The sequence below is a fragment of the Bacillus cereus group sp. Sample62 genome (genome assembly GCF_036851315.1).
Classification (GTDB): domain Bacteria; phylum Bacillota; class Bacilli; order Bacillales; family Bacillaceae_G; genus Bacillus_A; species Bacillus_A wiedmannii.
In genome coordinates this window covers 2,871,367-2,892,981 of the sequence record NZ_JAFLPK010000001.1, presented here as the reverse complement: position 1 = coordinate 2,892,981, position 21,615 = coordinate 2,871,367, and the positions used below count along the sequence as shown (strand labels likewise).

Genomic DNA, 21,615 nt, shown 5'->3' with positions numbered 1-21,615 from the left:
AGGAAATGGACGTATGTATAAGTACACAATTTGCTTCATTAGAAAAGGAAATGAAATACTCTTATTGAATAGAAATAAAAAGCCGAATATGGGAATGTGGAATGGTGTCAGAGGAAAAATAGAAGATAATGAAACGCCATACGAAGGAATTATTAGAGAAACGCTTGAAGAAACGGGAATAGAGCTTCCAAGTGTAACGTATAAGGGGAATGTTATTTTTAAAGATAAAGACGAGTCTTGGGATAGTGAGGGAATGTATGTATTCCTTGCTGATTTGCCAGGTGGAGTACATATGAATACACCATTAAGTACGGCGGAAGGGTTATTAGAATGGAAAGAAATTGATTGGATATTAAATTGTGATAATAGAGGTGTAGTTAGCAATTTACAAAAATACTTACCGATCATATTAAAAGAAGAAAATAAGCTGGATCATATATTTACATATGATAACCGGCATATTCATTACACAACTGCATGTTTAATGGAAGATGATGTGAACAAACGGTATGAAAAACAACTTGTTTCTCAATAGAAAAAATATGAAAATAATCAATCTTATACGCTAGTAGATAATATTTTTATAGGGCAATCCGCATTTTTATGTTGATTGCTCTCATTATATATGCGAGGTGATTATATGTTTCAGAAATACAATTCATTAGGCATAATCGTCATATGTACGATGTTCCTTTTTGTAGCTTGTTCTAAAAGTGAGAAAGAACTTAAAGATATTCAAAAAGCAAATTACCTTGTATCTTATTCGAATGCAATGAAAAACGGTGGCTACATATATGCATATGATAAGAAAGGAAATGAGATTAGTAAAATAGAAGTAGATGGGCAAAGTATGATGAGCAATGCAAAAGATGAAAAGGGATACTACTTCTCATCAAATAGAAACAACAATCATTATGCAATTGATAAGATGGGTAAGATGCAAGAAATCAATAGACCGAAACAATTACAAGATGTAAACGCAGGGGCATATTTTATCCATGCAGAACAAGGTTATAAATTTTATGATGTGAACATTGGGCTGATAGATGAAAAGAAGGGGTATACAAGTGAACTCATATATTGGAAAGAGAATGAAAAAAGGCAAGAAAGTGTAGAACTGAAGGGAACGATTCAAGGAGCGCATATTATTGAGAACCACATATACGCATTTTCACAAACGCTAGACAAAGTATATATTTCAGAAATAGATTTGGCGACAAATAAAAAGATAAACGAATTTGAAATTCCTAATGAAAATGTGTATTTTGCACCAACTGCTCAAAAAGTAATTTTTCAAAAGTATAAAGATAAATTATTACTCGTATTAAGTGATAATGTGAATCAAAAGTTACCACCTAAATTAATTATGGTAAATACGAAGACTAGAGTAGTAGAAAAAGAAACGATATTAGACAAAAAACAATTTATACCTGTTCTAGTGCAGGTGATTGATAATAAGGTGTATGTTTTAAATAATGATGAGAAAATGAAAGAGTTAGATGAGAATTTGAACATCATACGTACATATTCATTACAAAGTGACAAAAATACAAAAATCAATAGAGAGGATAAAGGGATTTCTGATATACAAGTACATGGTAATAAGGTGTATATCTTATACAAAGATATGAATCCAAAGAGTAAAACGAAACAATTGGTAGCTGAGATTGAAGGATATGATCTGTTAACTGGAACTAGTATTGAAAAGACTACTTTAAAATTAGATGAAAAATGGGATGATATTACTTTTCTCGTATTGAAAGAGTAGATAAAATGATGTGAAGGAGATAATTTAAATTATGGCATTCAAAAGCGAGGAAGAACTAAATAAAGCTTTCGAGGCAGCTAAAGCGACTCTAGCAATAGAAGGTATGATTATTACAAAAGAAATGGAAAAAGTTATAAAAGAAAAGTTAGCCGGAAAGATAACGTACGAGCAGCTTATTACATTAGCTGATGCGATTGCGAGACGTGAACGTACTTAACAATCTAGAAGCGACCACAAAATTTTTAAAAATAAACGGTGAAAAAGAGATGGTAGATCCATCTTTCAGACTGTAGACAAACTATTTTTGGAGAGTTCAGATGCTAAAAAATAGTTTGTCTCTTGCTTTATGGCTAATTTATCCAACAATATATATATGTAGTACGTTCTATGCTACAATTTATTATAGGGGAGGAAGGTATCTTATGAAAATATCTGTTTATGTTGCAAGTGCATTTAGCAAGGATCATAAAGGCGGAAATAAAGCAGGAGTGGTATTTATGGAGAATACATTGACCACTACTCAAAAAATGGCAATAGCCAAACAACTGGGCTATGCGGAAACCGCATTTATATCAGAATCTGAAATTGCTGATTATAAAATTGAGTATTTTACACCAAAAGAAGAAGTTGATTTATGTGGGCATGCCACAATTGGCTCTTTCGCGATACTGATGCATGTAAATAAACTTTTCAAGAATCGCTATACGATTGAAACGAACAGCGGTGTTCTTACTATTACCATAAAAGAGGACATCATATTCATGGAGCAAAACGAACCGATATTCTATGATGTTATATCTCCAAATGAGTTTATCGACTGCTTTGACATTAAAGATATAGACAATACATACCCAATTCAAATTGTCTCCACGGGCTTAAAAGATATTTTAATTCCCATAAAAAGCGAAACACAATTACATACAATGCAACCTAATTTTGAAAAAATTAAAGAAATCAGCAAGTATTATAATGTTGTCGGGATGCATCTATATACTTTTAATGACAATCGAATTATATGCAGAAACTTTGCTCCGCTATACGACATCAATGAAGAAGCAGCGACTGGAACTTCAAACGGTGCATTAGCTTGCTACCTTTATGAACAGCGCTACTTACAAAAAGAAGTCTATGTATTTGAACAAGGTCATTCTTTACATTCGCCTTCCGAAATATTAGTTAAATTAGCAACCAATAGCGAGAATAAAATAGAAAAAGTTTATGTTGGTGGCAAAGGTTATTACTGTGAAACGAAGTGTTTAAATATAGAAAATATTGAGTGAAAATAAAAAAAGGGATGGTAGATCCATCTCTTTTTCATATGCTCCATGATTAACTGCGAATCGCTTTAATCATAAAACGATGTTGCTTCACATCAAAATAACCTTTTTGTAAGATGATTTCATGTATACGATATAATTCCTCATTGTAACCTTCGACAGTAAAATCAGGAATTTGCCACGGAATCGCTGTTAAATAATAGACGATAGCGCCAATGTCGTAAAAGCGTTGAAAAGGGAACTCTTCTTTTTCTTCTAAAATAGTAAATCCATTTTCCTTTAACTCACTACATGCAGTTTCAAGAGACCAACTTGCAAATTCGCTATTTAGCGGTGCATTAAACTGTTCATTAAGTTCAGCACAATCGAGACCTCCAACTTGTTGTGTAAGGAAAATGCCATTTGGAGAAAGGATTCTGTTTACCTCAGAGGCAGCGTAAGATTCATGTTGATTTATGATTAAATCAAATTGAACATCTTGAAATGGTAAAGTAGTATCATCGGTTACCTCTACAACTGTAACCCCTAAAGGCTCTAATTTCTTCCGAGCGATTGGCACGTTTGGAGCATAGCCCTCAGTCGCAAAAATAGTTGACGAGAACGGTTGTAACATAGATAAAAACTCTCCGCCACCAGTACCCATATCTAGCATTGATTCTGTATGCTGCATAAGCTGAAAAGCAGTGCTGCCGTACGACCACAATAAAGGCTCGCACTTCATTCGACCCGTTTCTGAAATGAAAGAAAAATCCCAGCCGCTAAAATTTATATTTGCACTTTCTAATAGTGATGAAAATAATAAATCATGTTTCATAATTGTATCCTCCTATTTTGTAAGTAAATGCTAAGATGAGAAAAGAAAAAGGGAGGACCTCTTATTAAAGTGGAATGGTTTTACGTTTCGTTTTTAAATAGATTCATATAAATTCGCTCCTTGTGAGAATGGTTATTTATATATTCGGGATAATCGAGTGGAAATCCTTTGAAGTTATAAGGGAAGGTAGTTGTTTAATGAAAAACTGGATGGAGTTTACATACAAAGAGGACAATCAAATTTGGGACAGGATAGATAGTAAGCTAAAGTTTTCACCAAGTGATTCTACTTTTCCATCATTTAAGGTGCCAAGCCCTTTTGTTACATATGATATTTCTCATTACTTTGGAGAGTCGGTACATTTAAATGTATATGATAATCTGGAAAGTAAAGCGTTACAAGCTTTTCAAGAAATTACAGCATCGAATGAATATATCATGGCACTGGATTGGCAACATGAGTGTTATTGGGTGAATCCGCATTTAGAGTTTGAAAGAAATGAATTTGATGAGTGGATTATACCAGTATTTCCGAATGGAGAGTACTACTTCTTTATTCAGAAGGACTTTAAGTGGGGGTATTTAGGCCACCCTTGGGAGAAGAGTATAACGATATTTGGGAAAGAACTTATAGAAAGCTTTGAACGAAATAAGCCGGAAATGTTTCAAAATATGTTAAGGCAAGGATAATGTTTGAAAGAGAAAACCGCTTATACTTCATTTTTGAAGCATAAGCGGTTTTGTTTAAAATACTTAAAAACAAAAATCTTTTGGTAAAGTACCATTTTTTATTACCGTTCTTAACCCATGTTTTATAATCCAAGGGTTAACAGGATGCTGTTTATCGCGTAATTGTTGTAGCCATTGAAAAACGAGTTCTTTATCTTCTTTCGTAATATCGTTAATATGATTGGCTACTGATTTTTGGACATATTTAGAAGAATCATTCATTAATGGTTCAAGAAGCTGTAAATTGTTCTTAAAGTCACCATTCAGAGCTCCTATCTTTTTAGCCCAAGGAAGTCTGGGCCTTGTACCTTCGGAAACTAATCTTCTAATGTGGCTGTTTTCATCATGAATCCACTGTTGTAATATGTGTAGTGTGTCTTCATGGTATGTTTCAAGAAAAGGACGAATGGCATATTCAGCAGTATTCCTTTTTGTTATTTCATACATGGCGTTGAATGAAGTTTCAAAATCGTAAAGCCCATATTTTTCAACGTATTTTGCGATAGGCATGTACATATATCCGTTTGTAAATGTACCTACTTCTGTTGTATTTTCTGGTCCCAATGTTTTCAGTAAAATATGTATTGCTTCATTAAAATCTTTTTGTAATGCATCGTGTAATTCATCTGCTATTACTTCTATACGTTGCTTTAACTCTAAATTTTCAACTTTACATGTTACGGAAGATACGAAGTTTCTTTTCGGAAAATTAGGATCGTGTTTACAAATAGAATCAGCCATTATTTCTGCTAATTCTTCATTAAATAAAAATTTCAACGGAACATATTTACCCATGTTTTCACCTCAATGATCAGCTAAAAACAATTTTTATTTTTTTATCGACAATCCATAAACCAAAGTCTCACTCGGAGTCGTAATACTAAAACCAGTCGTTTTATAATCAAGTTTCACCGTATCACCAGTGTAGTCTTTCGTGAATGAATCCATTTGTACGATAAACTCAGGATCTTCATATACAACATCATCTGCATTATATGAATCCAAAATTAAATCCACATCAACGAAAATACTACAAGAGTTTGTCATTGTTCCTCTAATGCGAATGATTTTTTTGTCTTCACGTTCTAATCTACGTATGGCTGCTTTTGCTTCATCAGTAATGCGAATGTTCATGGTATCCCAACCTTTATGTATATTTCCTTTATTATTGCAAAAACAGGAGCAATAGGGAAGGGAGAAGCATTGGAATAAAAAACGAGCAAACATATTTGTTTGCTCGTTTCACTTTATTTCAATTCACATTTATCAAGTGGAATCACTTTTGTTTTCTTCGTAAATTTATATCCTAACCATAGTACTAAGAAGAGTGGTAAACCGATGTAAGAAACAAGTACACCGTTCCAATCGATTGCTTCGCCCATAAATGCGCCGTAGTTTTGACCTAAAATTACGATTACACAAAGTGTGAATGCGAAGATTGGACCGAACGGGAACCATTTTGCTCTATATGGTAAGTCTTTTAAATCTTTACCTTGTGCGATATATGCTTTACGGAAGCGGTAATGACTAATTGCAATGCCGACCCATGCGATAAAGCCAGACATACCAGAAGCATTTAATAACCAAATATATACAACACCGTCACCGAATAAAGAAGCGATGAAAGCGACGCTACCAACTACTGATGTTGCGATTAGAGCGTTAACAGGTACACCACGGCTATCTAATTTACCAAGAAACTTCGGTGCTTTACCTTGGCGAGCTAAATCCCAAAGCATACGAGTTGATGCATACATACCAGAGTTACCAGCAGATAATACTGCCGTTAAAATAACAGCGTTCATAACAGAAGCAGCGAAGGCAACGCCCGCTTTTTCAAATACAAGTGTAAATGGACTTACTGTAACATCACTTGCTGCAAGGCTTTCAGTTGTATAAGGAATTAATAAACCGATAACGAGAATCGCAAGGATATAGAATAAAAGAATACGCCAAAAGATCGAACGAATTGCTTTTGGGATATTGCGTTCTGGATCAGACGTTTCACCAGCAGCTACCCCAAGTAATTCAGTTCCTTGGAATGAGAAACCAGCTGCCATAAATACACCGATAATTGCCATGATACCGCCGTTAAATGGAGCATCTGCAACAGTGAAGTTTTTAAAGCCAACAGATTCGCCGCCCATAATTCCAAAAATCATCATAAAACCGACAATTAAAAAGATTATAATTGTAACTACTTTAATAAGTGCGAACCAATATTCAGATTCACCAAAACCTTTAACAGATAAATAGTTTAAAAGGAAAATAATAGCTAAGCATAACCCACTCCAAATGAGGGAAGGGGTATCAGGGAACCAAAATTTCATAATTAATGTTACGGCCGCTAGTTCTGCCGCAATTGTAATCGCCCAGTTATACCAATAGTTCCACCCAAGTGCAAAGCCAAGGGACGGATCAACAAATTTTGTTGCATACGTGCTAAAAGATCCAGTAACAGGCATGTATGCTGCGAGTTCAGCTAAGCTTGTCATTAAAAAGTAAACCATAATTCCAATTGCGGCGTATGCAACTAATGCACCGCCAGGTCCAGCTGAATGGATGACACCACCGCTGGCAAGAAATAGTCCGGTACCGATTGTACCACCGAGAGAAATCATCGTAAGGTGACGAGATTTTAATCCGCGTTTTAATTCACCTTGTCCTTGTGTAGTTTGCGTTTTAGAGGTAGATTGATTTGTTGCGCTATTCATGTTCAACACTCCTTTTCTTGTAGGTTAGGAAGGAGCGGGGGAGAAAAATACAAAAAACCGCCAAAGGAATTAGGCGGAACGTTTCACAAATAACCACCCCATCATACCCTTCCGTTAAGATAGCACCCCACGTTTACACGGTAATTTTGTAAACGTGACAGTTCTGTTCCTTTCGGAGACAGCCCCAGCTCATATTTCCAGAGAAGAAATATAAACTTCGGCAACTTTTCCTTTCAAACGGAGTCAGTGACATTCTCTGTGTCTCGTCCATTTTACTTTTAAAAGTCGCAACCTCTACCTCATCGGATTGATGAGGATTTATATATTGCTAAGATTTTTAATATATGGCAATTGTAATGACTTTCTGAATATATTGCAAGATATTTTGTTAGGAAAAGTCTAAAAATATCGGTTATTGTATAGGAAACGCTTGCATAACTCCACCCGAACCTACTGTTATGTAACAAAAAATAAAGAAATAAATTGTTATACAAATGTTTCGCAAAAAATATTGAAAAACCCTTTAAAATTAAAAGAAAATTCAGAAAATATAATTCGACATAACTAACAAAAGAGGATTATTCCTTAAATTCGTTTCAAAGAATAAGTATAAACCTGATTAATAGAATGAATATTCTTTTTATTTCTGATAAAATTGAGGTATTGTTTAATTGAAAAGGGGAAATTAATATGAAATTAGAAACAGAAAGGCTCTATATAGTGCCGTGTACAGAAGAGAGTATTCGCGTTGCTAACGAGCAAGGATACAATAGTGGCCCACATATTGTAGGGCATGTAGAAAATGTAAAAAAAGATGAGAATGTATTACCTTGGGGGGCGTGGTATGTCATTCGAGAAGAAGATGACATCGTTCTAGGTGATATCGGGTTTAAAGGGAAACCAAATGAGGAACATACAGTAGAAATTGGTTACGGATTTATTGAGAAATATTGGAATAAAGGATATGCAACAGAAGCTGTAAGAGAATTAATAAATTGGGCTTTTCAAACAGGACAGGTAGAAACAATTATTGCAGAGACACTTCTTGAAAATATTAGCTCGATTCGTGTATTAGAGAAATTAAATATGAAAAGAGTAGGCACTACAGAAACAATGATCAATTGGAAAATAGAAAAATAAAAAATACCGCTCGAAGTATATCGGGCGGTATTTTTATCGTTATGGTAGCATTTGTTTTTGATCTTTCGGATATCCATCTGTTGATGCGTTAGAACGATTGGAATGATTGCGAACAGCAATGAAAATAGAAATAATAACGACAAGGCCAACTGCCACGTAAGAAAGTGAAATAATAGTTGGATCCACTTTAAATGTAGTGAGCAGTGTACGAATATTTGTAAAGATAATAAGGCCACCAACTAATACACCAAGTAAATGTGCTGGAACGATGCGTACTAACCATGCAGCAATTGGGGCTGCGACAATACCGCCAAGCATTAATGAAAATACCCAAACCCAGCTTACTTGTTCCCAGCCAAGTGAAATGAAAAATCCGATTGTTGCAGCAAGTGAAACAGGAAATTCACTCGTATCTACAGATCCGATAACTTTTCTAGCTTCATTTCCTCTTGCTAAAAGTACAGGTGTCGTAATCGGTCCCCAGCCACCACCACCAGTTGAATCAACGAATCCAGCGAACAAGCCAAGCGGAACAAGCTGTTTAGCGGACATACGTTTCTTTGAAGTAACAATTTGTTTTTGAATGATGAATCGTAATAAAATATAAACCCCTAAAGTAAATAAAAATACGGAAATATACGGTTTAATTACATCGCCTGGTAAATTGCTTAAAAAACATGCCCCAATAAATGCGCCAATTGCTCCTGGTAATGTAAGCCTGGAAACGGTATATTTATCAACGTTTCCAAATTTGATATGAGATGCACCAGAAGCGGCGGTTGTAACGACTTCAGCTAAATGAACAGATGCGGAAGCGACAGCCGGTGCGATACCAAACATTAATAATAGTGAGGTAGATGTTACCCCATACGCCATTCCAAGCGCTCCATCGATCAATTGAGCAAAAAATCCAATAATAGCAAAGACAATTAATTTCTGCATAAATAATCCCCCTGTAATAGTAAATGAAAAAGGCACTTTTCCCGTGTGAGAAAAGTGCCTTTGGTTTTTCCAATCAGCAATATTGAAATTTGTTTCATTATAATACACATTAATCATATAAATCAACTAGGTTTTTGAGTTTTTTGAATTGAACGAAAGAAAAATAAAATATACAATAAAAGGATGGAGAGAAAGGGGAGAAAGACATGTTACGATTTGATCATCTCGTACACGCAGTACATGGTACACCGGAGGAAGCGGCAAAACAAATGCAGGAGCGTGGATTTCATACTGCACTAGGCGGAGAGCATATTACTTGGGGTACTTGGAATAGTTTATGTTATTTTGATTTATCATATATAGAATTTTTAGCAGTTCAGCATGAAGATAAAGCGAAGAAAGCAGACAATCCATTAGTACAAGAAACAGTAGTAAAATTAGAAGACGGAGAAGGAATGCTACAAATCGCAATTCGAACAGATGCCATTGAAGACCTAGCAAATAATTTTAGTAAGCACGGTTTACATACGATAGGACCATTTGAAGGAAAACGTATGAGAACAGATGGCCGCCTTTTAGAGTGGAAAATGTTATTTATAAAGCAAGAAAAGAACGGACCGAAATTACCTTTCTTTATACAATGGAATGAAACGGATGAAGAAAGACGAAATGATTTACGTAACATAGGAACGATCACTGAACATAAAAACAAAGTACAACAAATTGAAACGATTCATTACGCAGTGAAAAATGTTCGAGAAACAGTACGGAAATGGAAAGAAGTAATGGGGCTAACTGCAAGCCAGGTCGTTAAGAATGAAGAATGGAATGCGGAGTGTCAAAGCGTATCATTTGGTGATGTTCATGTGCAGTTTTGTGAACCAATAGGAGAAGGGTTAGTACTAGAACGTTTGAAGAATCATGGCGAATATCCATTTGCAGTGGAGTTTAAAGGAGAAAATAAACGAGAGTATGAAGTGTTAGGTAGTTTGTACATATATTGATAGAGGTGAACGTTGTGAAGGAAATGCTTAGAGAGATAGGGAGAAAACTAGAATGGCCTCGTATTGTAAAGTGTACAGCTATTTCAAAAGGTTTTTCACATGAAGAAAAATATAAAGTTGAATTAAAGAACGAAGAAACTTATTTTGTGAAAGTATGTGATACTGTTCATTTTGAACGTAAACAAGAAGAATATACGTATATGAAACAATTAGAGTTATTACATATTCCAACGCCCAAGTTAATTCATTTCATAAAACTTGAGGAATTAAATAAATGTGTTCAAGTATTTGAATGGGCCCAAGGTGTAAATGGTGAAGAAGGTTTAGGGAAGTTATCGGTGGAAGAACAGTATAATGCAGGAAGAAAAGCAGGGGAAGTATTAAAGAGGATTCACTCAATTGTGAGAGAAAGTGCAAGTAATAAATGGGAAACGGTTCGATGGAATAAATACGAAAGATACGTAGAAGCGTTAGCAAACTATGAAATAGACTTCCTTGATTTGAAGCCAGTATTAAGTTTTGTAGGGGAGCATAAACAATTATTGAAAAAACGCCCAATCACATTTTTACACGATGACTTCCATCCAGCAAATAGTATGATTCATAATAAAGAGTTTATCGTTATCGATTTTGGTGGATATGATTTTGGCGATCCAATACACGATTTCTATAACGTAGCGATTTTTACTACAAGAATAAGTAAACCATTTGCGGTTGGACAAGTTCACGGTTATTGCGGGGGAGAACCGTCACTTCATTTTTGGCAACTGTATTCATTATATGCAGCAATGACATTCCCAGCGGATATCGTATGGACAAACCGGAGTACACCGCATTTAGTAGATGATATGAAGGAAAGATTGAACGGAATTTTAGAAGATCATAATCATTTTTCATCCTATATTCCAAAATGGTATCAATCACAACATGAGGATATAATAAACAATAAGTAATGGAGGGATTCATATGGATAAAATAGCGGTAATTTCAGATATTCACGGTAATATTCCAGCTTTAGAATCTGTGCTGCAAGATATTAAATTAAGAGGAATCGAGCGCATCATTTGTCTTGGAGATTTAGTCGGGAAAGGTCCACATTCTAGCGAAGTGATTGAAATCATTCGTAAAGAATGTGATGGAGTTGTAATGGGAAATTGGGATGATTTCATTACAAAACCGACTGAATTTGAAGCGTTAAAATGGCATCAAAAACAATTATCGGAAGAACAAAATGATTATTTAAGAAGCTTACCATTTTCAATCGAATTTTATATGAGCGGCAAACTGATTCGTATGTTCCACGCTTCACCGAGAAGTTTATACGAAAGAATTCAACCACATGCCTCAAGAGAAGAGCGGATTAGTATGTTCGAAAATAGTGAGTTCACAGAAAATATAGAAGGAGAAAGAAAACCAGATGTCGTTTGCTACGGTGACGTTCACCAAGCATTCGTTCAAAACTTCAGAGGGAAAACGTTATGTAATGCTGGTAGTGTAGGTAATCCTCTTGAAATTACACAGGCTTCCTATTTAATATTTGAAGGAACTTATAATGAAAAAGAAGCAGCGAGCTTTTCCGTTCAACTCGTACGTGTACCGTATGATATTGAATTGGCAATTCGGTTAGCTGAAGAACTAAAAATGCCCGAAATCGAGGAATACAAACAAGAGTTACGGACTGCATTGTATCGAGGGTTTAAGGGGAAGTAAGCCAATCATAATATATCAACGATTTTTCAAATATATCTATCGTAACTTAAAATATATCGACGATTCGACAAAGGATATCGACTTACCGACGAATAGTGACATGAATTATTACCTGTAATTATGTTATGTAAACTAATTGTAGGAGGAAATATCATGAACCGAATACAACGCATGAAAGAAATTGTAGATCATATTATAAAATTAAATTTAACTCATCCAACAAGAGTTGGAGTAAGTGGTATTACAGCTTCAGGAAAAACAACATTTGCAAACGAATTAGCGGAAGAAATAAAAAAACGAGGGTTACCGGTAACACGCGCTAGCATTGACAATTTTCATAATCCAAAAGTGATTCGCTATGCACAAGGTAAAGAATCTGCAAGAGGGTATTATGAAGATGCACACGATTATACAGCTTTTAAAGAAAGATTATTAAAGCCTTTAGGACCAAACGGGAATTTACAATATGAAACGAGTTCTCATAATTTAAAAACGGATATGCCTGTACATAATGAGCCATTAGTGGCCACGCAAAATATGATATTAATAGTAGATGGAACGTTTCTATTGAAAAAAGACGTTGAGTATTTATTTGATTACAAAATCTTTGTAGATACAGATTTTGAGATTGCGAGAAAACGTGGTGCAAAGCGCGAGACGGAGGCTTTTGGAAGTTATGAAAAAGCAAAGAAAATGTTTTTAAACAGATATCATGTTGCCTGTAAGGTGTATATAGATGAGCATAATCCGAAAAGTTGTGCGGATGTTATATTTCGGAATAATAACTTTGATGATCCAGTAGTTGTATATAAAGAAATTTAAGATTGTTTATACAGCAAAAAATTCGTGAAGGGGATGCTTTGGATGGATAAGAAAGATAATCCGAACGATTGGCCTGTATGGGCGAATGAGTCAGTAGAGATAGTTAATGCAAATCCTGATTGGCAAGATAAAGGCCGATGTGAAGAGCAGCAATTATATGAACTGCTTGCGCCTCTTGGTATAAGCAAAGTAATACATATAGGAAGTACATCCATACCTGGTTTACCTGCAAAACCTATCATTGATCTAATGGCTGAAATAGACTCATTTGAAAGAGTACTAGAGATTTCAGCTACATTGGCCATATATAATTGGCATTATGTAAGCCCGGAATTAGATGAAAGACCTTGGAGAAGGTTCTTTGTGAAAGTTAAGAATAATAGGCGTGTAGCTCACCTGCATTTGATGATTAAAGGAACTGAGCGATGGGAGCAACAACTTTTATTTCGTAACCGCTTACGAGAAAATCCACAATTAGTTTATGAGTATTCAAATCTGAAACAAGATTTAGCTAAAAGATATAACCAAGATAGAGAAGCATACACAAAAGCTAAAACAGAATTTATTAAACAAGTTCTAAAATGATTAAATTTTTGATTGTAACTACGTTTGAATACAAAAGAAAAAACATAATTTATGTTATAAATTAAACTTACATGAGATGCATGTAAACAAAGTGAGAGACTGCGATGTTCTAAAGTATTTCCTTTTATTTATCAGGATAAATTATATATAATTGAATCAAGTTCATATAAGGATAGGCAATTACAGGGGATAAGGCGAAAATATGTTAATAAAGTAAAAAGGGGATAGGAAATATAATGAATGAAGTACTAGAATTAAAAGAAGAACTACTACAAATTAAAAATAATAATTATGCTGTACCAGAAGACGTAGATGCATATCCATATGCGCAGTGGATGTTAGATTATATCGGTTCACCTGATGCTGAATTACGTGATGATTTAATTTATAGTACGCTTCACACATGGATTACCAATGATGTGTTTAGACAAAAAGAATTACGAGGATTAATGTTACAGGCAATTAGTCCTGATTATTTATTTTATAAAATTGGTGAAAAGGGAACAGACTCTGTTTTTAAACGTGCATTCTCTGTATTAATTCCGCCACTTATTTTATCTGTTCATGAAAGAGAACCACTGTTATCTGAAGAACAACTATACAGTGTGGCAGAACAAGTGCTGGAATATGTCTATTTAGAAGAAGATGTAAGGGGTTACGTAGAAGGAAAAGGCTGGGCACACTCTACGGCGCATGCAGCGGATGCACTCGATGCGTTAGCACGTACAATACAAAATCGTGAGTTTTCATATGCAATACTAGCTGCTGTTCGCCAGAAGGCTCGATTAAGTGATTACGTATATGTGCACTTTGAAGATGAGAGATTAGTAGCGCCAATTATGTCGTTACGTCACCAAAATATTTTAACTGAAGAAGAGTGGAGCAATTGGCTACATAGTATAGCAACTGTAGAAGATATCCGACATCCACAGCATGCTATTTTAGTACAAAATATTAGAACTTTCTTAAGAAGTTTTTATTTTAGAGTTTTAGAGGCAGAAGGTAGTACAGCCTTTACAGATGATATATTGGAGACTTTGAAGGGTTTGCGTAGGTATTAAAAATATATCCAAATTAAGAGCATAGTACATAAAACCAATACCTCCCAACCATACTAATAAAATGTGTTGGAGGTGAGTTTTATGGACAAAAAAGATTTTGAAAAAGTTTATAATGATTACTTACATCAAGGAGAAGAGCAAGCGCAATTTGAAGTAGATCATGAAGTTAATTCAGGAGCAGAACAAATTGTTGCCGTTCGTAAAAATGATGATGGTGATTTAATAGCGTTTAAAACAAGTAGCGGGAGAGAGTTAGATTATATGACTGCTCTTAGTGAAGCGAAATCAGGGAAGTTAGCTCATGTGGACGTATTTCATAAGTATGGTAGAGATATTATACGTAGTGAACCGGATGGAATAAAGGAAAATAACTTAGATAATTTACCTTCATTTTAAAAGGGTAAACCTCAAGAAGAGAATGTTCATTTCGATATTCTCTTCTTTGTTTTGCGAAGTTTTCCTTGCAAATAGAATGTTCATTTTTAAAGTGCGATCATACTTTTAAAGAGCACTCTAAATTTCTCTTTATCTTCTGCTGTAAATGGTTTCGGTCCCTTTGTACGCTTACCGCTTTTTCGAACCATTGCACTTAAATATCTTGTTTGTAACAATTGCTCAATGTTATCATTCGTATACTTATAGCCTTTATGATGTAGTACGATACAGCCTTTTGCTAAAGCGAGCGAAGCAAGACCGTAATCTTGCGTGACGATTAAATCTTCTTTTTTTGCTAACTGCATAATCCGGTAATCTGCAGCATCTGCTCCGGAATCAACATAAATTGTTTCTACACCTTTTGGTTGCTGAGCATTAGAATAATGAGAAAAACTAGTAACGAGGGTTACAGGGATTTCTGCATTCGTAGCTTCAAAAATAATCACATCTTTTACAGGACAAGCATCTGCATCAACGTAAATTTTCATTGGTATCACTCCTATAACTAGGTTCGTGTTGATAATAATGGTAGATTTAGGTTTTGTCAAACGAGACCCCTTTATCATAAGTTACTTTTCACAAACCAAAATAGCCTTCCGCAAACGAGAAATACCTTCCTCAATTTGATTAATATTCACTTTTCCATAAGATAAACGAATATAACCATCTTTCGCGCCGAAAATACTACCTGGCATAAAAGCGATTTCTTGTTTTAAACTTTGCATAATAAGTTGTTTTTCGTTTATCGGTTCTTTTAGTTTTCCCCATATGTATATACCACCGGTCGGGTTTGAAAAAGAGATTTTGTCGTGAAGTTGCTCATTTAAGGCGCGAACGATAACGTCTCTTTTTTCTGCTAATTGTTTTCGTAACGGTACGATATGAGACTGAAATGGTACAGTTTCGAAAAATTGTTGCATAAGCCACTGCGGGAAAATGCTCATACCTAATTCCATTTGGTGCCTTGCGTCGGATAACCTTTCTACTACAGACTGCGGAGCGACAAGCCAGCCAACTCGTAAGCCTGGTGCAATCATTTTAGATAAGGAATGTACATAAATGACAGTTCCGTTTTCATCAATCGATTTTAAAGTAGGGCAAGGTTGTTTCTTTTCTAGTGTAAGTAAACTAGATGGATCATCTTCCACAATCGCAATTCGTAAATCTGCGCAAAGTGATAACAATTTTTTTCTACGGTTTGGATGAAGCATCGTTCCCGTAGGATTTTGGAAATTTGGATTTAAAAAAATCATTTTAATACGATGTTTTCTATATAACTCTTGTACATCATCCGGATTAATACCATGTTCATCGACAGGTAACGGGAAAATACGAATACCTGCTGATTGGAATAGCGGTAATGAATAACAGTGTGATGGACTTTCGAAAGCGACCGCATCACCTGGGTTTAATAAACATTGTACGATAAGGTGAAGTGCTTGTTGAGCGCCGGATGTAATCATAATCGACTGTTCAGTCGCTTCAACTTTTAAATATTCCTTCATATATTTCACTACCGCTTGTCTTAGCGGGAGATACCCTTGCGGATGATCGTAACTTAATGAATGTGTTAACGGTTGTTCTCGTAAAATTGTTTGTAGTTGATCGTGAGGATAGAGGTTACAACCGAGCTCTCCGTTTGCGAAATCTATAATGTTCTCATTTTGTTGCACTTCCGCCCGAATATGGCGAAGTAACGGTAAGTTTGGTAAAAACGTGCCACCTTCTACGAAATTTCTCCAGTTCGGCGTTAATGTTGGAGAAACGCCCCACATATGTGTACTTACACGTGTACCTTTACCAGTCGTACTTTCTACAATTCCCATAGCACGTAGTTCATTATAAGCAGTCGTTACCGTACTTCGGTTTACATTTAACTGCGTAGCTAATTTCCGTTCAGAAGGGAGGAAGCTACCAGGTGGAAGTTCTCCGAATGTAATACGCTTTTCAATAAAGTCAACAACTTGCTGATAAATAGGGATTTTACTGTCGTTATCTAGCTTCCATTCCATACAAACGCCTCCGCAAATCTTATATACATTAAGTATAACAAATTGGCTGGGTAAAAAAACAGCCAATTGGACGGTGCTATATCCAGCCAATTTTACTATGCTAAATATGGAAGGGGAGATTCGGATGAAACGATGGCAAATGGAATGGCTCCTAGTATCAGTAGCATTAGTATGGGGAGCAAATTATACAATTGGAAAGTATGGCGTGGCATATATGTCATCCATTCAATTTAATAGTTTACGATTTTTAGTAGCATCTCCGGTATTATTACTTATTACATTTTTAATGGAACGCTCATTACGTATTGAAAGAAAAGATTGGTTACGATTAATAGCAGTCGGTATCGTTGGAACGGCAATGTATCAAACGATGTTTATGCTATCTGTGAAATATACTTCAGCAACGAACGCCTCATTATTAATTGCGATGTCACCTATATTTACAGGGATATTAGCAGTATTGCACAAACAAGAACGTTTTTCGATGAAAGTACAAATTGGTTCAATAATAGCGTTTATTGGTGCAGCATTCGTTTTATTAACAGGACATACAGGAGGAGCTACTTATGAATATGCGTGGCTCGGAAATGTAATTGGATTAGTCGCAGCAATTGCGTGGGGATGGTATCCAATATTAGCGCAACCTCTTATTACAAAATACTCCGCAATGAGAGTCACATCATGGTCTACTTTAATTGGAATTGTACCGCTAGTTATATACTGTCTATTCAACGTAAATTCTTTAACGTGGCCAGTAGATACGCCAAGCTGGGGATCACTAGCATATTCAGTCGTCTTTGCGACAATTTTCGGACTTGCAATGTGGTATGTCGGTATTAGTCAAATAGGCTCAACGAAAGTAATGGTTTATATGTATCTCGTACCATTGTTCGCAGTTATCTTTGCAGCTGTAACAATTGGAGAGCAAATTAATATGATGCAACTCGTTGGCGGACTTATTATCTTTATCGGTTTATATGTTGTAAAAAAAGGCGGAATCAAAAAGCCTGCTCTTAATTTGAAAAAAGTAAGTTAACAGTAAAAATGATCTCTTTCATATAGAAGGAGATCATTTTTTATTTCGTAATAAAAGCGCTTGTTCAATAGCCCATTTTTGATGCTCATGAATGAGAAGCTCTATAGCAAGTAAAGGAGACATCCACCTTAGAACATGATCCTCCTCACAATTTTCAGTTTGTTTTTGCACCATGTTCGTAATATAAAAGAACCCATCGTTTATATAATATGTATCTTCTTTCTCTGCATAAAAATATCGAGCCGCATTACCGATATATTGATCAATTTCAATTGCCCATCCTAATTCCTCTAGTAGTTCACGGTGCAAACATTCTTCTTTTGTTTCATTACCTTCCATACCACCACCAGGTAAAAAGTAACGGTCTCCTTTTTGGATAACAGCAATCTTTGAAGAAGATGAGTGAAAAATAATCGCATAACAACTAGGTCTTAATACATAATGAACAGTAGGTTTTTTTGAGCCAAATGTGGGTTTCGAAATCTTAAAACACGACCTTTCTCTATAAAATACATAAAAGGAATATTAAGGTAAATGCAGAATGATATAAGTATAATCTTAATAGATTGGAGTGGTAACAACATGATAAATCGAAAATGTTCAAGATGTAAAGAAATAACGGGTACAATACATGGGGGTAAAAAAATAAAGGAAGAATTTTTGTGTGAAGATTGTCTGCAAAAAGGAATTGCAAGCGGGGAAATCGAATTATCACAAGTGGAGCAAGAACAAACTTCGTATCTTTCTATAAAAATATTAAAAATAATGAGTGTGATTTATTTAATAGCATCTATTTTTATGGCTTTTTCAACCGGTCCATTTATACATAATATAGGATTTGATGAAATGTCAATTTCAGGCTCAGAATTAGGTCTAATAAGTATTGTTATGTTAGGCTCTATATTCCAGTCTGTTCTTGTATTTTGCGGGATTTGGGTATTCATCCTTTTAGTAGAAACGGTCATTAAAATTTATGAAAAAATGAAGTGAGTGAGAGGGAGAAGCATATGCGAGTTAGAAACATCCAAGGGGAAGATTATGTAAAGATTCATTCGGTTTTAAATGATTGGTGGGACGGAAGAGAAATGGCTGCTATGTTGCCAAAACTGTTTTTCGTTCATTTTCAAGAAACGAGCTTTATTATTGAAGAAGATGGCGAAACGTTAGGTTTCTTATGTGGATTTTTTTCACAAACATATAAAGATGAAGCATACGTTCATTTTATCGGTGTAAATCCGAAGTATAGAAGAAGAGGGATCGCATCGACATTGTATTCTTATTTCTTTGATGCCGCTCGTGCAAATAATCGTAAAGTTGTAAAAGCAATTACGTCACCAACTAATAAAAAATCGATACAGTTTCATCAAGAAATCGGTTTTCGAATTGATGACGGGGATGATGAGATAGAGGGTGTATCGGTACATACAAATTATGATGGGAACGGCGGTAGTAGAGTTTTGTTTTTGAAAAATGTGTAAAAGTAGGCTAGCTTAACGTTAGCCTTTTTGTTGTGAGGAGGTAAAAATATGGAGAGTAAACAAAGTAGAAAAGAGTACTTACGACGCATTTATAAAGTGCAAGATTATATAGAATCTCATATAAATGATTCACTTTCAATTGAAGAGCTAGCGGATGTAGCAGGATTTTCAAAGTTTCATTTTCATCGGATTTTTAAGGGGATAGTAGACGAGCCATTATCACGGTATGTAAACCGATTAAAATTAGAAAGAGCAACACATCTACTTACATATCGCGCAGATATGACGATTACGGATATCGCTTACCATTTTGGTTTTACAGATTCAGCAGTTTTCTCCCGAACATTTAAAAATTATTACGGTGTAAGTCCGTCTCAATATCGAAACGACAATAGCAAGAATTGCAAAGACGCAAGCGGAACTTCTCAATACAATGAGTGTAAGAAGGTTCGAGGAAATGTTGAAATTGTATCAGCGGACGATATAAACGTCGCATACATAAGACATATCGGTACATATGAAGAGTTAACGATAGCTTTTCCGAAAATGATAGAGAAATTATTTCATTACGCAGCGGAGGAAAACTGTCATGTATTTGAGGATACGAAAGTATTAACCATTTACCACGATCATCATGAATTTACTGAGGACAATCATTTAAGAACTAGTTTATGTATAACAATTCCGAATGGGTCCGCAGTAGAAGCGAGTGACATTGGAATAATGGTAATACCTTCTGGAAAGTATGCGGTAGGTCATTTTGAAATATTCCAAGATGAATATAAAGGAGCATGGGATTTCTTATACGGTGAGTGGCTTCCAAATAGCGGATATAAACCGAGAGATTCGTATCCTTTTGAAATGTATAAAAATGACCCAAAGCAGCACCCGGAAAATAAACATATAGTTGATATATATGTACCTATCGAACCTTTTTAATCATAGGTTAAAGGGGAATGAATAATGAAAACTGCTGAAAAGTTAGATCAGATTATAAAAGAAGAATATAAAAATGTTAATGGGATGTTAGTAGTACAGAAAGGTAATGTTATTTTTGAAAACTATTATAACGGTCACGGTCCAAATGATGCATTTCATATAGTGTCAGTTACAAAAACGATAATCTCTGCCCTAATTGGGATATGTATAGATAAAGGCTATATAAAAAGCGTTGATCAAAAAGTAATAGAGTTTTTCCCGGAATATACGGTCAATTCATCTGAAATAACAGTACGACATCTTCTTACAATGACGACCCCACATCCTTTCGTAGACTGGCAGGAACCGTTAGAAGAACTATGTACACAAGAGGATTGGGTACAGTATACACTTAATAGAATGGGGAACGGCGGAGAAATCGGATCTTTTAAATACTCATCTGCAGGAGCACATGTACTATCAGCAATTATTACGAGCGCAACAGGAAAAAGTGCGCGTGAATTTGCGAATGAATACTTATTTCAACCACTCGGCATAAGAGAAATTCCAAACTACAATATGAAAGCATTTGGATTTGATGACTTATTCGGAAAAGATGTAAAGGGATGGGTTCATGATCCAAATGGTATTTCGACGGGCGGATGGGGACTAACGTTAACGGTTAAGGATATGGCTAAGTTTGGACAGATGTATTTGAATGAAGGTATTCATAATGGAAAACAAATACTATCAAAATCATGGATAAAAGAATCGACAGAAATGAACCAAAATCAATATGGTTACTTATGGTGGTTAAGAGAAGAGGATGGAATCTTTTCATATTGTGCAATGGGCGATGGTGGGAATGTGATTTGTTGTATTCCAGAGAAGGAATTGGTGGTGGTGATTGCTTCTGAGGTTATACGAAATGCAGAGGATAGATGGAAGTTAATTAAAGAGTGCATACTTCCTTATTTAAAAGATTAATATGGTTATTTTTATAAAAATAAGAATGAAAGGTTTAGTTAAACTTGTTTTGTTCTCTACGATAGAAAAAAGTGTTGTATTAACCAAGTTGTGCAACTAAGATTATAAAACTTCAACACCTATTCAATTATCGAATAGGTGTTGAAGTACTTTATAATCTATTAAAGGCGCTATTAACTAAAAG

The 21,615-nt window shown here is 35.2% G+C and carries 26 protein-coding genes and 1 riboswitch; of the genes, 18 read left to right on the top strand and 8 right to left on the bottom strand.

Annotation, left to right across the window (positions count from 1 at the left end):
* Nucleotides 1-13 precede the first annotated feature (13 nt).
* From J0835_RS14705 to J0835_RS14690, 4 genes are all read left to right on the top strand, one after another.
* Entirely contained in the window at nucleotides 14-535 is a 522-nt protein-coding gene (locus J0835_RS14705; RefSeq protein ID WP_087981069.1) for an NUDIX hydrolase, read from the top strand.
* A gap of 105 nt (nucleotides 536-640) precedes the next feature.
* Entirely contained in the window at nucleotides 641-1,768 is a 1,128-nt protein-coding gene (locus J0835_RS14700) for a hypothetical protein (RefSeq protein ID WP_087981068.1), read from the top strand.
* 31 nt (nucleotides 1,769-1,799) lie between these two features.
* Complete coding sequence (locus J0835_RS14695) at nucleotides 1,800-1,985, top strand: antitoxin VbhA family protein (RefSeq protein ID WP_087981067.1); 186 nt, start codon at nucleotides 1,800-1,802, stop codon at nucleotides 1,983-1,985.
* 205 nt (nucleotides 1,986-2,190) lie between these two features.
* Complete coding sequence (locus tag J0835_RS14690) at nucleotides 2,191-3,048, top strand: PhzF family phenazine biosynthesis protein (RefSeq protein ID WP_087981066.1); 858 nt, start codon at nucleotides 2,191-2,193, stop codon at nucleotides 3,046-3,048.
* Nucleotides 3,049-3,097: 49 nt separating this feature from the next.
* On the opposite strand, the gene J0835_RS14685 is transcribed toward J0835_RS14690, so the two are convergent.
* On the bottom strand, nucleotides 3,098-3,859 hold the full coding sequence (locus tag J0835_RS14685; protein ID WP_087981065.1) for a class I SAM-dependent methyltransferase: 762 nt from the start codon (nucleotides 3,857-3,859) through the stop codon (nucleotides 3,098-3,100).
* Nucleotides 3,860-4,056: 197 nt separating this feature from the next.
* Between J0835_RS14685 and J0835_RS14680 the strand changes: the two genes are divergently transcribed.
* On the top strand, nucleotides 4,057-4,548 hold the full coding sequence (locus J0835_RS14680; RefSeq protein ID WP_087981064.1) for a DUF2716 domain-containing protein: 492 nt from the start codon (nucleotides 4,057-4,059) through the stop codon (nucleotides 4,546-4,548).
* 63 nt (nucleotides 4,549-4,611) lie between these two features.
* Here J0835_RS14680 and J0835_RS14675 read toward each other — a convergent pair whose 3' ends face one another.
* From J0835_RS14675 to J0835_RS14665, 3 genes are all read right to left on the bottom strand, one after another.
* Nucleotides 4,612-5,382, bottom strand: a complete 771-nt coding sequence (locus J0835_RS14675; protein ID WP_087981063.1) for a DNA alkylation repair protein — start codon at nucleotides 5,380-5,382, stop codon at nucleotides 4,612-4,614.
* A gap of 33 nt (nucleotides 5,383-5,415) precedes the next feature.
* Nucleotides 5,416-5,721 (bottom strand): iron-sulfur cluster biosynthesis family protein, encoded by a 306-nt coding sequence (locus J0835_RS14670; RefSeq protein ID WP_140386818.1) that lies wholly within the window; start codon nucleotides 5,719-5,721, stop codon nucleotides 5,416-5,418.
* 113 nt (nucleotides 5,722-5,834) lie between these two features.
* Complete coding sequence (locus J0835_RS14665; protein ID WP_001083393.1) at nucleotides 5,835-7,301, bottom strand: amino acid permease; 1,467 nt, start codon at nucleotides 7,299-7,301, stop codon at nucleotides 5,835-5,837.
* Nucleotides 7,302-7,413: 112 nt separating this feature from the next.
* Nucleotides 7,414-7,606, bottom strand: a riboswitch (Lysine riboswitch).
* A 385-nt stretch (nucleotides 7,607-7,991) separates the two neighbouring features.
* Between J0835_RS14665 and J0835_RS14660 the strand changes: the two genes are divergently transcribed.
* Complete coding sequence (locus J0835_RS14660) at nucleotides 7,992-8,441, top strand: GNAT family N-acetyltransferase (RefSeq protein ID WP_087981061.1); 450 nt, start codon at nucleotides 7,992-7,994, stop codon at nucleotides 8,439-8,441.
* A gap of 39 nt (nucleotides 8,442-8,480) precedes the next feature.
* Here the strand turns inward: J0835_RS14660 and J0835_RS14655 are convergent, their stop codons facing one another.
* Nucleotides 8,481-9,383 carry a sulfite exporter TauE/SafE family protein gene (locus J0835_RS14655; protein ID WP_087981060.1) on the bottom strand — a complete coding sequence of 301 codons (903 nt, stop codon included), beginning with the start codon at nucleotides 9,381-9,383 and terminating at the stop codon, nucleotides 8,481-8,483.
* Between the two features lie 206 nt (nucleotides 9,384-9,589).
* On the opposite strand from J0835_RS14655, the gene J0835_RS14650 reads away from it, so the two are divergent.
* The 7 genes from J0835_RS14650 to J0835_RS14620 all read left to right on the top strand — a co-directional run bounded on the left by J0835_RS14650 (nucleotide 9,590) and on the right by J0835_RS14620 (nucleotide 14,961).
* Entirely contained in the window at nucleotides 9,590-10,387 is a 798-nt protein-coding gene (locus J0835_RS14650) for a VOC family protein (RefSeq protein WP_087981059.1), read from the top strand.
* Between the two features lie 14 nt (nucleotides 10,388-10,401).
* Nucleotides 10,402-11,340: an aminoglycoside phosphotransferase family protein gene (locus J0835_RS14645; protein WP_087981058.1), complete on the top strand. Its 939-nt coding sequence runs from the start codon at nucleotides 10,402-10,404 to the stop codon at nucleotides 11,338-11,340.
* 13 nt (nucleotides 11,341-11,353) lie between these two features.
* Entirely contained in the window at nucleotides 11,354-12,097 is a 744-nt protein-coding gene (locus tag J0835_RS14640) for a metallophosphoesterase family protein (protein ID WP_087981057.1), read from the top strand.
* Nucleotides 12,098-12,250: 153 nt separating this feature from the next.
* A complete protein-coding gene (locus J0835_RS14635; RefSeq protein WP_087981056.1) occupies nucleotides 12,251-12,919 on the top strand; it encodes a uridine kinase in 669 nt (222 codons plus the stop codon).
* 42 nt (nucleotides 12,920-12,961) lie between these two features.
* Nucleotides 12,962-13,504 (top strand): GrpB family protein, encoded by a 543-nt coding sequence (locus J0835_RS14630; protein WP_087981055.1) that lies wholly within the window; start codon nucleotides 12,962-12,964, stop codon nucleotides 13,502-13,504.
* 236 nt (nucleotides 13,505-13,740) lie between these two features.
* Nucleotides 13,741-14,565: a DUF2785 domain-containing protein gene (locus J0835_RS14625; protein ID WP_087981054.1), complete on the top strand. Its 825-nt coding sequence runs from the start codon at nucleotides 13,741-13,743 to the stop codon at nucleotides 14,563-14,565.
* A gap of 81 nt (nucleotides 14,566-14,646) precedes the next feature.
* On the top strand, nucleotides 14,647-14,961 hold the full coding sequence (locus tag J0835_RS14620) for a DUF3892 domain-containing protein (protein WP_000358167.1): 315 nt from the start codon (nucleotides 14,647-14,649) through the stop codon (nucleotides 14,959-14,961).
* Nucleotides 14,962-15,047: 86 nt separating this feature from the next.
* On the opposite strand, the gene J0835_RS14615 is transcribed toward J0835_RS14620, so the two are convergent.
* Nucleotides 15,048-15,488: a YaiI/YqxD family protein gene (locus J0835_RS14615; RefSeq protein ID WP_030026255.1), complete on the bottom strand. Its 441-nt coding sequence runs from the start codon at nucleotides 15,486-15,488 to the stop codon at nucleotides 15,048-15,050.
* Nucleotides 15,489-15,569: 81 nt separating this feature from the next.
* Nucleotides 15,570-17,012, bottom strand: coding sequence for a MocR-like pyridoxine biosynthesis transcription factor PdxR (gene pdxR / locus J0835_RS14610; protein WP_087981053.1), 1,443 nt, complete (start codon nucleotides 17,010-17,012; stop codon nucleotides 15,570-15,572).
* 124 nt (nucleotides 17,013-17,136) lie between these two features.
* On the opposite strand from pdxR, the gene J0835_RS14605 reads away from it, so the two are divergent.
* A complete protein-coding gene (locus J0835_RS14605; RefSeq protein WP_087981052.1) occupies nucleotides 17,137-18,048 on the top strand; it encodes a DMT family transporter in 912 nt (303 codons plus the stop codon).
* A 33-nt stretch (nucleotides 18,049-18,081) separates the two neighbouring features.
* On the opposite strand, the gene J0835_RS14600 is transcribed toward J0835_RS14605, so the two are convergent.
* Nucleotides 18,082-18,531 carry an NUDIX hydrolase gene (locus tag J0835_RS14600; RefSeq protein ID WP_087981051.1) on the bottom strand — a complete coding sequence of 150 codons (450 nt, stop codon included), beginning with the start codon at nucleotides 18,529-18,531 and terminating at the stop codon, nucleotides 18,082-18,084.
* Nucleotides 18,532-18,630: 99 nt separating this feature from the next.
* Here J0835_RS14600 and J0835_RS14595 point away from each other — a divergent pair, with 99 nt between their 5' ends.
* Genes J0835_RS14595 through J0835_RS14580 form a run of 4 tightly spaced genes read left to right on the top strand, consistent with a single transcriptional unit; the run spans nucleotide 18,631 to nucleotide 21,431 of the window.
* Nucleotides 18,631-19,038 carry a DUF3980 domain-containing protein gene (locus tag J0835_RS14595; protein ID WP_000610482.1) on the top strand — a complete coding sequence of 136 codons (408 nt, stop codon included), beginning with the start codon at nucleotides 18,631-18,633 and terminating at the stop codon, nucleotides 19,036-19,038.
* Between the two features lie 17 nt (nucleotides 19,039-19,055).
* Nucleotides 19,056-19,526 carry a GNAT family N-acetyltransferase gene (locus J0835_RS14590; protein ID WP_087981050.1) on the top strand — a complete coding sequence of 157 codons (471 nt, stop codon included), beginning with the start codon at nucleotides 19,056-19,058 and terminating at the stop codon, nucleotides 19,524-19,526.
* 48 nt (nucleotides 19,527-19,574) lie between these two features.
* The gene (locus tag J0835_RS14585) at nucleotides 19,575-20,465 is read left to right on the top strand and encodes an AraC family transcriptional regulator (RefSeq protein WP_087981049.1); all 891 of its coding nucleotides are present in this window, start codon (nucleotides 19,575-19,577) and stop codon (nucleotides 20,463-20,465) included.
* Between the two features lie 24 nt (nucleotides 20,466-20,489).
* Nucleotides 20,490-21,431, top strand: a complete 942-nt coding sequence (locus J0835_RS14580) for a serine hydrolase domain-containing protein (RefSeq protein ID WP_087981048.1) — start codon at nucleotides 20,490-20,492, stop codon at nucleotides 21,429-21,431.
* The last annotated feature ends 184 nt before the right edge of the window (nucleotides 21,432-21,615 follow it).

Coding starts and splice junctions, on each gene's coding strand:
- J0835_RS14705 (WP_087981069.1), top strand. CDS start 14: ATGTATAAGTACACAATTTGCTTCATTAGAAAAGGAAATGAAATACTC.
- J0835_RS14700 (WP_087981068.1), top strand. CDS start 641: ATGTTTCAGAAATACAATTCATTAGGCATAATCGTCATATGTACGATG.
- J0835_RS14695 (WP_087981067.1), top strand. CDS start 1,800: ATGGCATTCAAAAGCGAGGAAGAACTAAATAAAGCTTTCGAGGCAGCT.
- J0835_RS14690 (WP_087981066.1), top strand. CDS start 2,191: ATGAAAATATCTGTTTATGTTGCAAGTGCATTTAGCAAGGATCATAAA.
- J0835_RS14685 (WP_087981065.1), bottom strand. CDS start 3,859: ATGAAACATGATTTATTATTTTCATCACTATTAGAAAGTGCAAATATA.
- J0835_RS14680 (WP_087981064.1), top strand. CDS start 4,057: ATGAAAAACTGGATGGAGTTTACATACAAAGAGGACAATCAAATTTGG.
- J0835_RS14675 (WP_087981063.1), bottom strand. CDS start 5,382: ATGGGTAAATATGTTCCGTTGAAATTTTTATTTAATGAAGAATTAGCA.
- J0835_RS14670 (WP_140386818.1), bottom strand. CDS start 5,721: ATGAACATTCGCATTACTGATGAAGCAAAAGCAGCCATACGTAGATTA.
- J0835_RS14665 (WP_001083393.1), bottom strand. CDS start 7,301: ATGAATAGCGCAACAAATCAATCTACCTCTAAAACGCAAACTACACAA.
- J0835_RS14660 (WP_087981061.1), top strand. CDS start 7,992: ATGAAATTAGAAACAGAAAGGCTCTATATAGTGCCGTGTACAGAAGAG.
- J0835_RS14655 (WP_087981060.1), bottom strand. CDS start 9,383: ATGCAGAAATTAATTGTCTTTGCTATTATTGGATTTTTTGCTCAATTG.
- J0835_RS14650 (WP_087981059.1), top strand. CDS start 9,590: ATGTTACGATTTGATCATCTCGTACACGCAGTACATGGTACACCGGAG.
- J0835_RS14640 (WP_087981057.1), top strand. CDS start 11,354: ATGGATAAAATAGCGGTAATTTCAGATATTCACGGTAATATTCCAGCT.
- J0835_RS14635 (WP_087981056.1), top strand. CDS start 12,251: ATGAACCGAATACAACGCATGAAAGAAATTGTAGATCATATTATAAAA.
- J0835_RS14630 (WP_087981055.1), top strand. CDS start 12,962: ATGGATAAGAAAGATAATCCGAACGATTGGCCTGTATGGGCGAATGAG.
- J0835_RS14625 (WP_087981054.1), top strand. CDS start 13,741: ATGAATGAAGTACTAGAATTAAAAGAAGAACTACTACAAATTAAAAAT.
- J0835_RS14620 (WP_000358167.1), top strand. CDS start 14,647: ATGGACAAAAAAGATTTTGAAAAAGTTTATAATGATTACTTACATCAA.
- J0835_RS14615 (WP_030026255.1), bottom strand. CDS start 15,488: ATGAAAATTTACGTTGATGCAGATGCTTGTCCTGTAAAAGATGTGATT.
- pdxR (WP_087981053.1), bottom strand. CDS start 17,012: ATGGAATGGAAGCTAGATAACGACAGTAAAATCCCTATTTATCAGCAA.
- J0835_RS14605 (WP_087981052.1), top strand. CDS start 17,137: ATGAAACGATGGCAAATGGAATGGCTCCTAGTATCAGTAGCATTAGTA.
- J0835_RS14595 (WP_000610482.1), top strand. CDS start 18,631: ATGATAAATCGAAAATGTTCAAGATGTAAAGAAATAACGGGTACAATA.
- J0835_RS14590 (WP_087981050.1), top strand. CDS start 19,056: ATGCGAGTTAGAAACATCCAAGGGGAAGATTATGTAAAGATTCATTCG.
- J0835_RS14585 (WP_087981049.1), top strand. CDS start 19,575: ATGGAGAGTAAACAAAGTAGAAAAGAGTACTTACGACGCATTTATAAA.
- J0835_RS14580 (WP_087981048.1), top strand. CDS start 20,490: ATGAAAACTGCTGAAAAGTTAGATCAGATTATAAAAGAAGAATATAAA.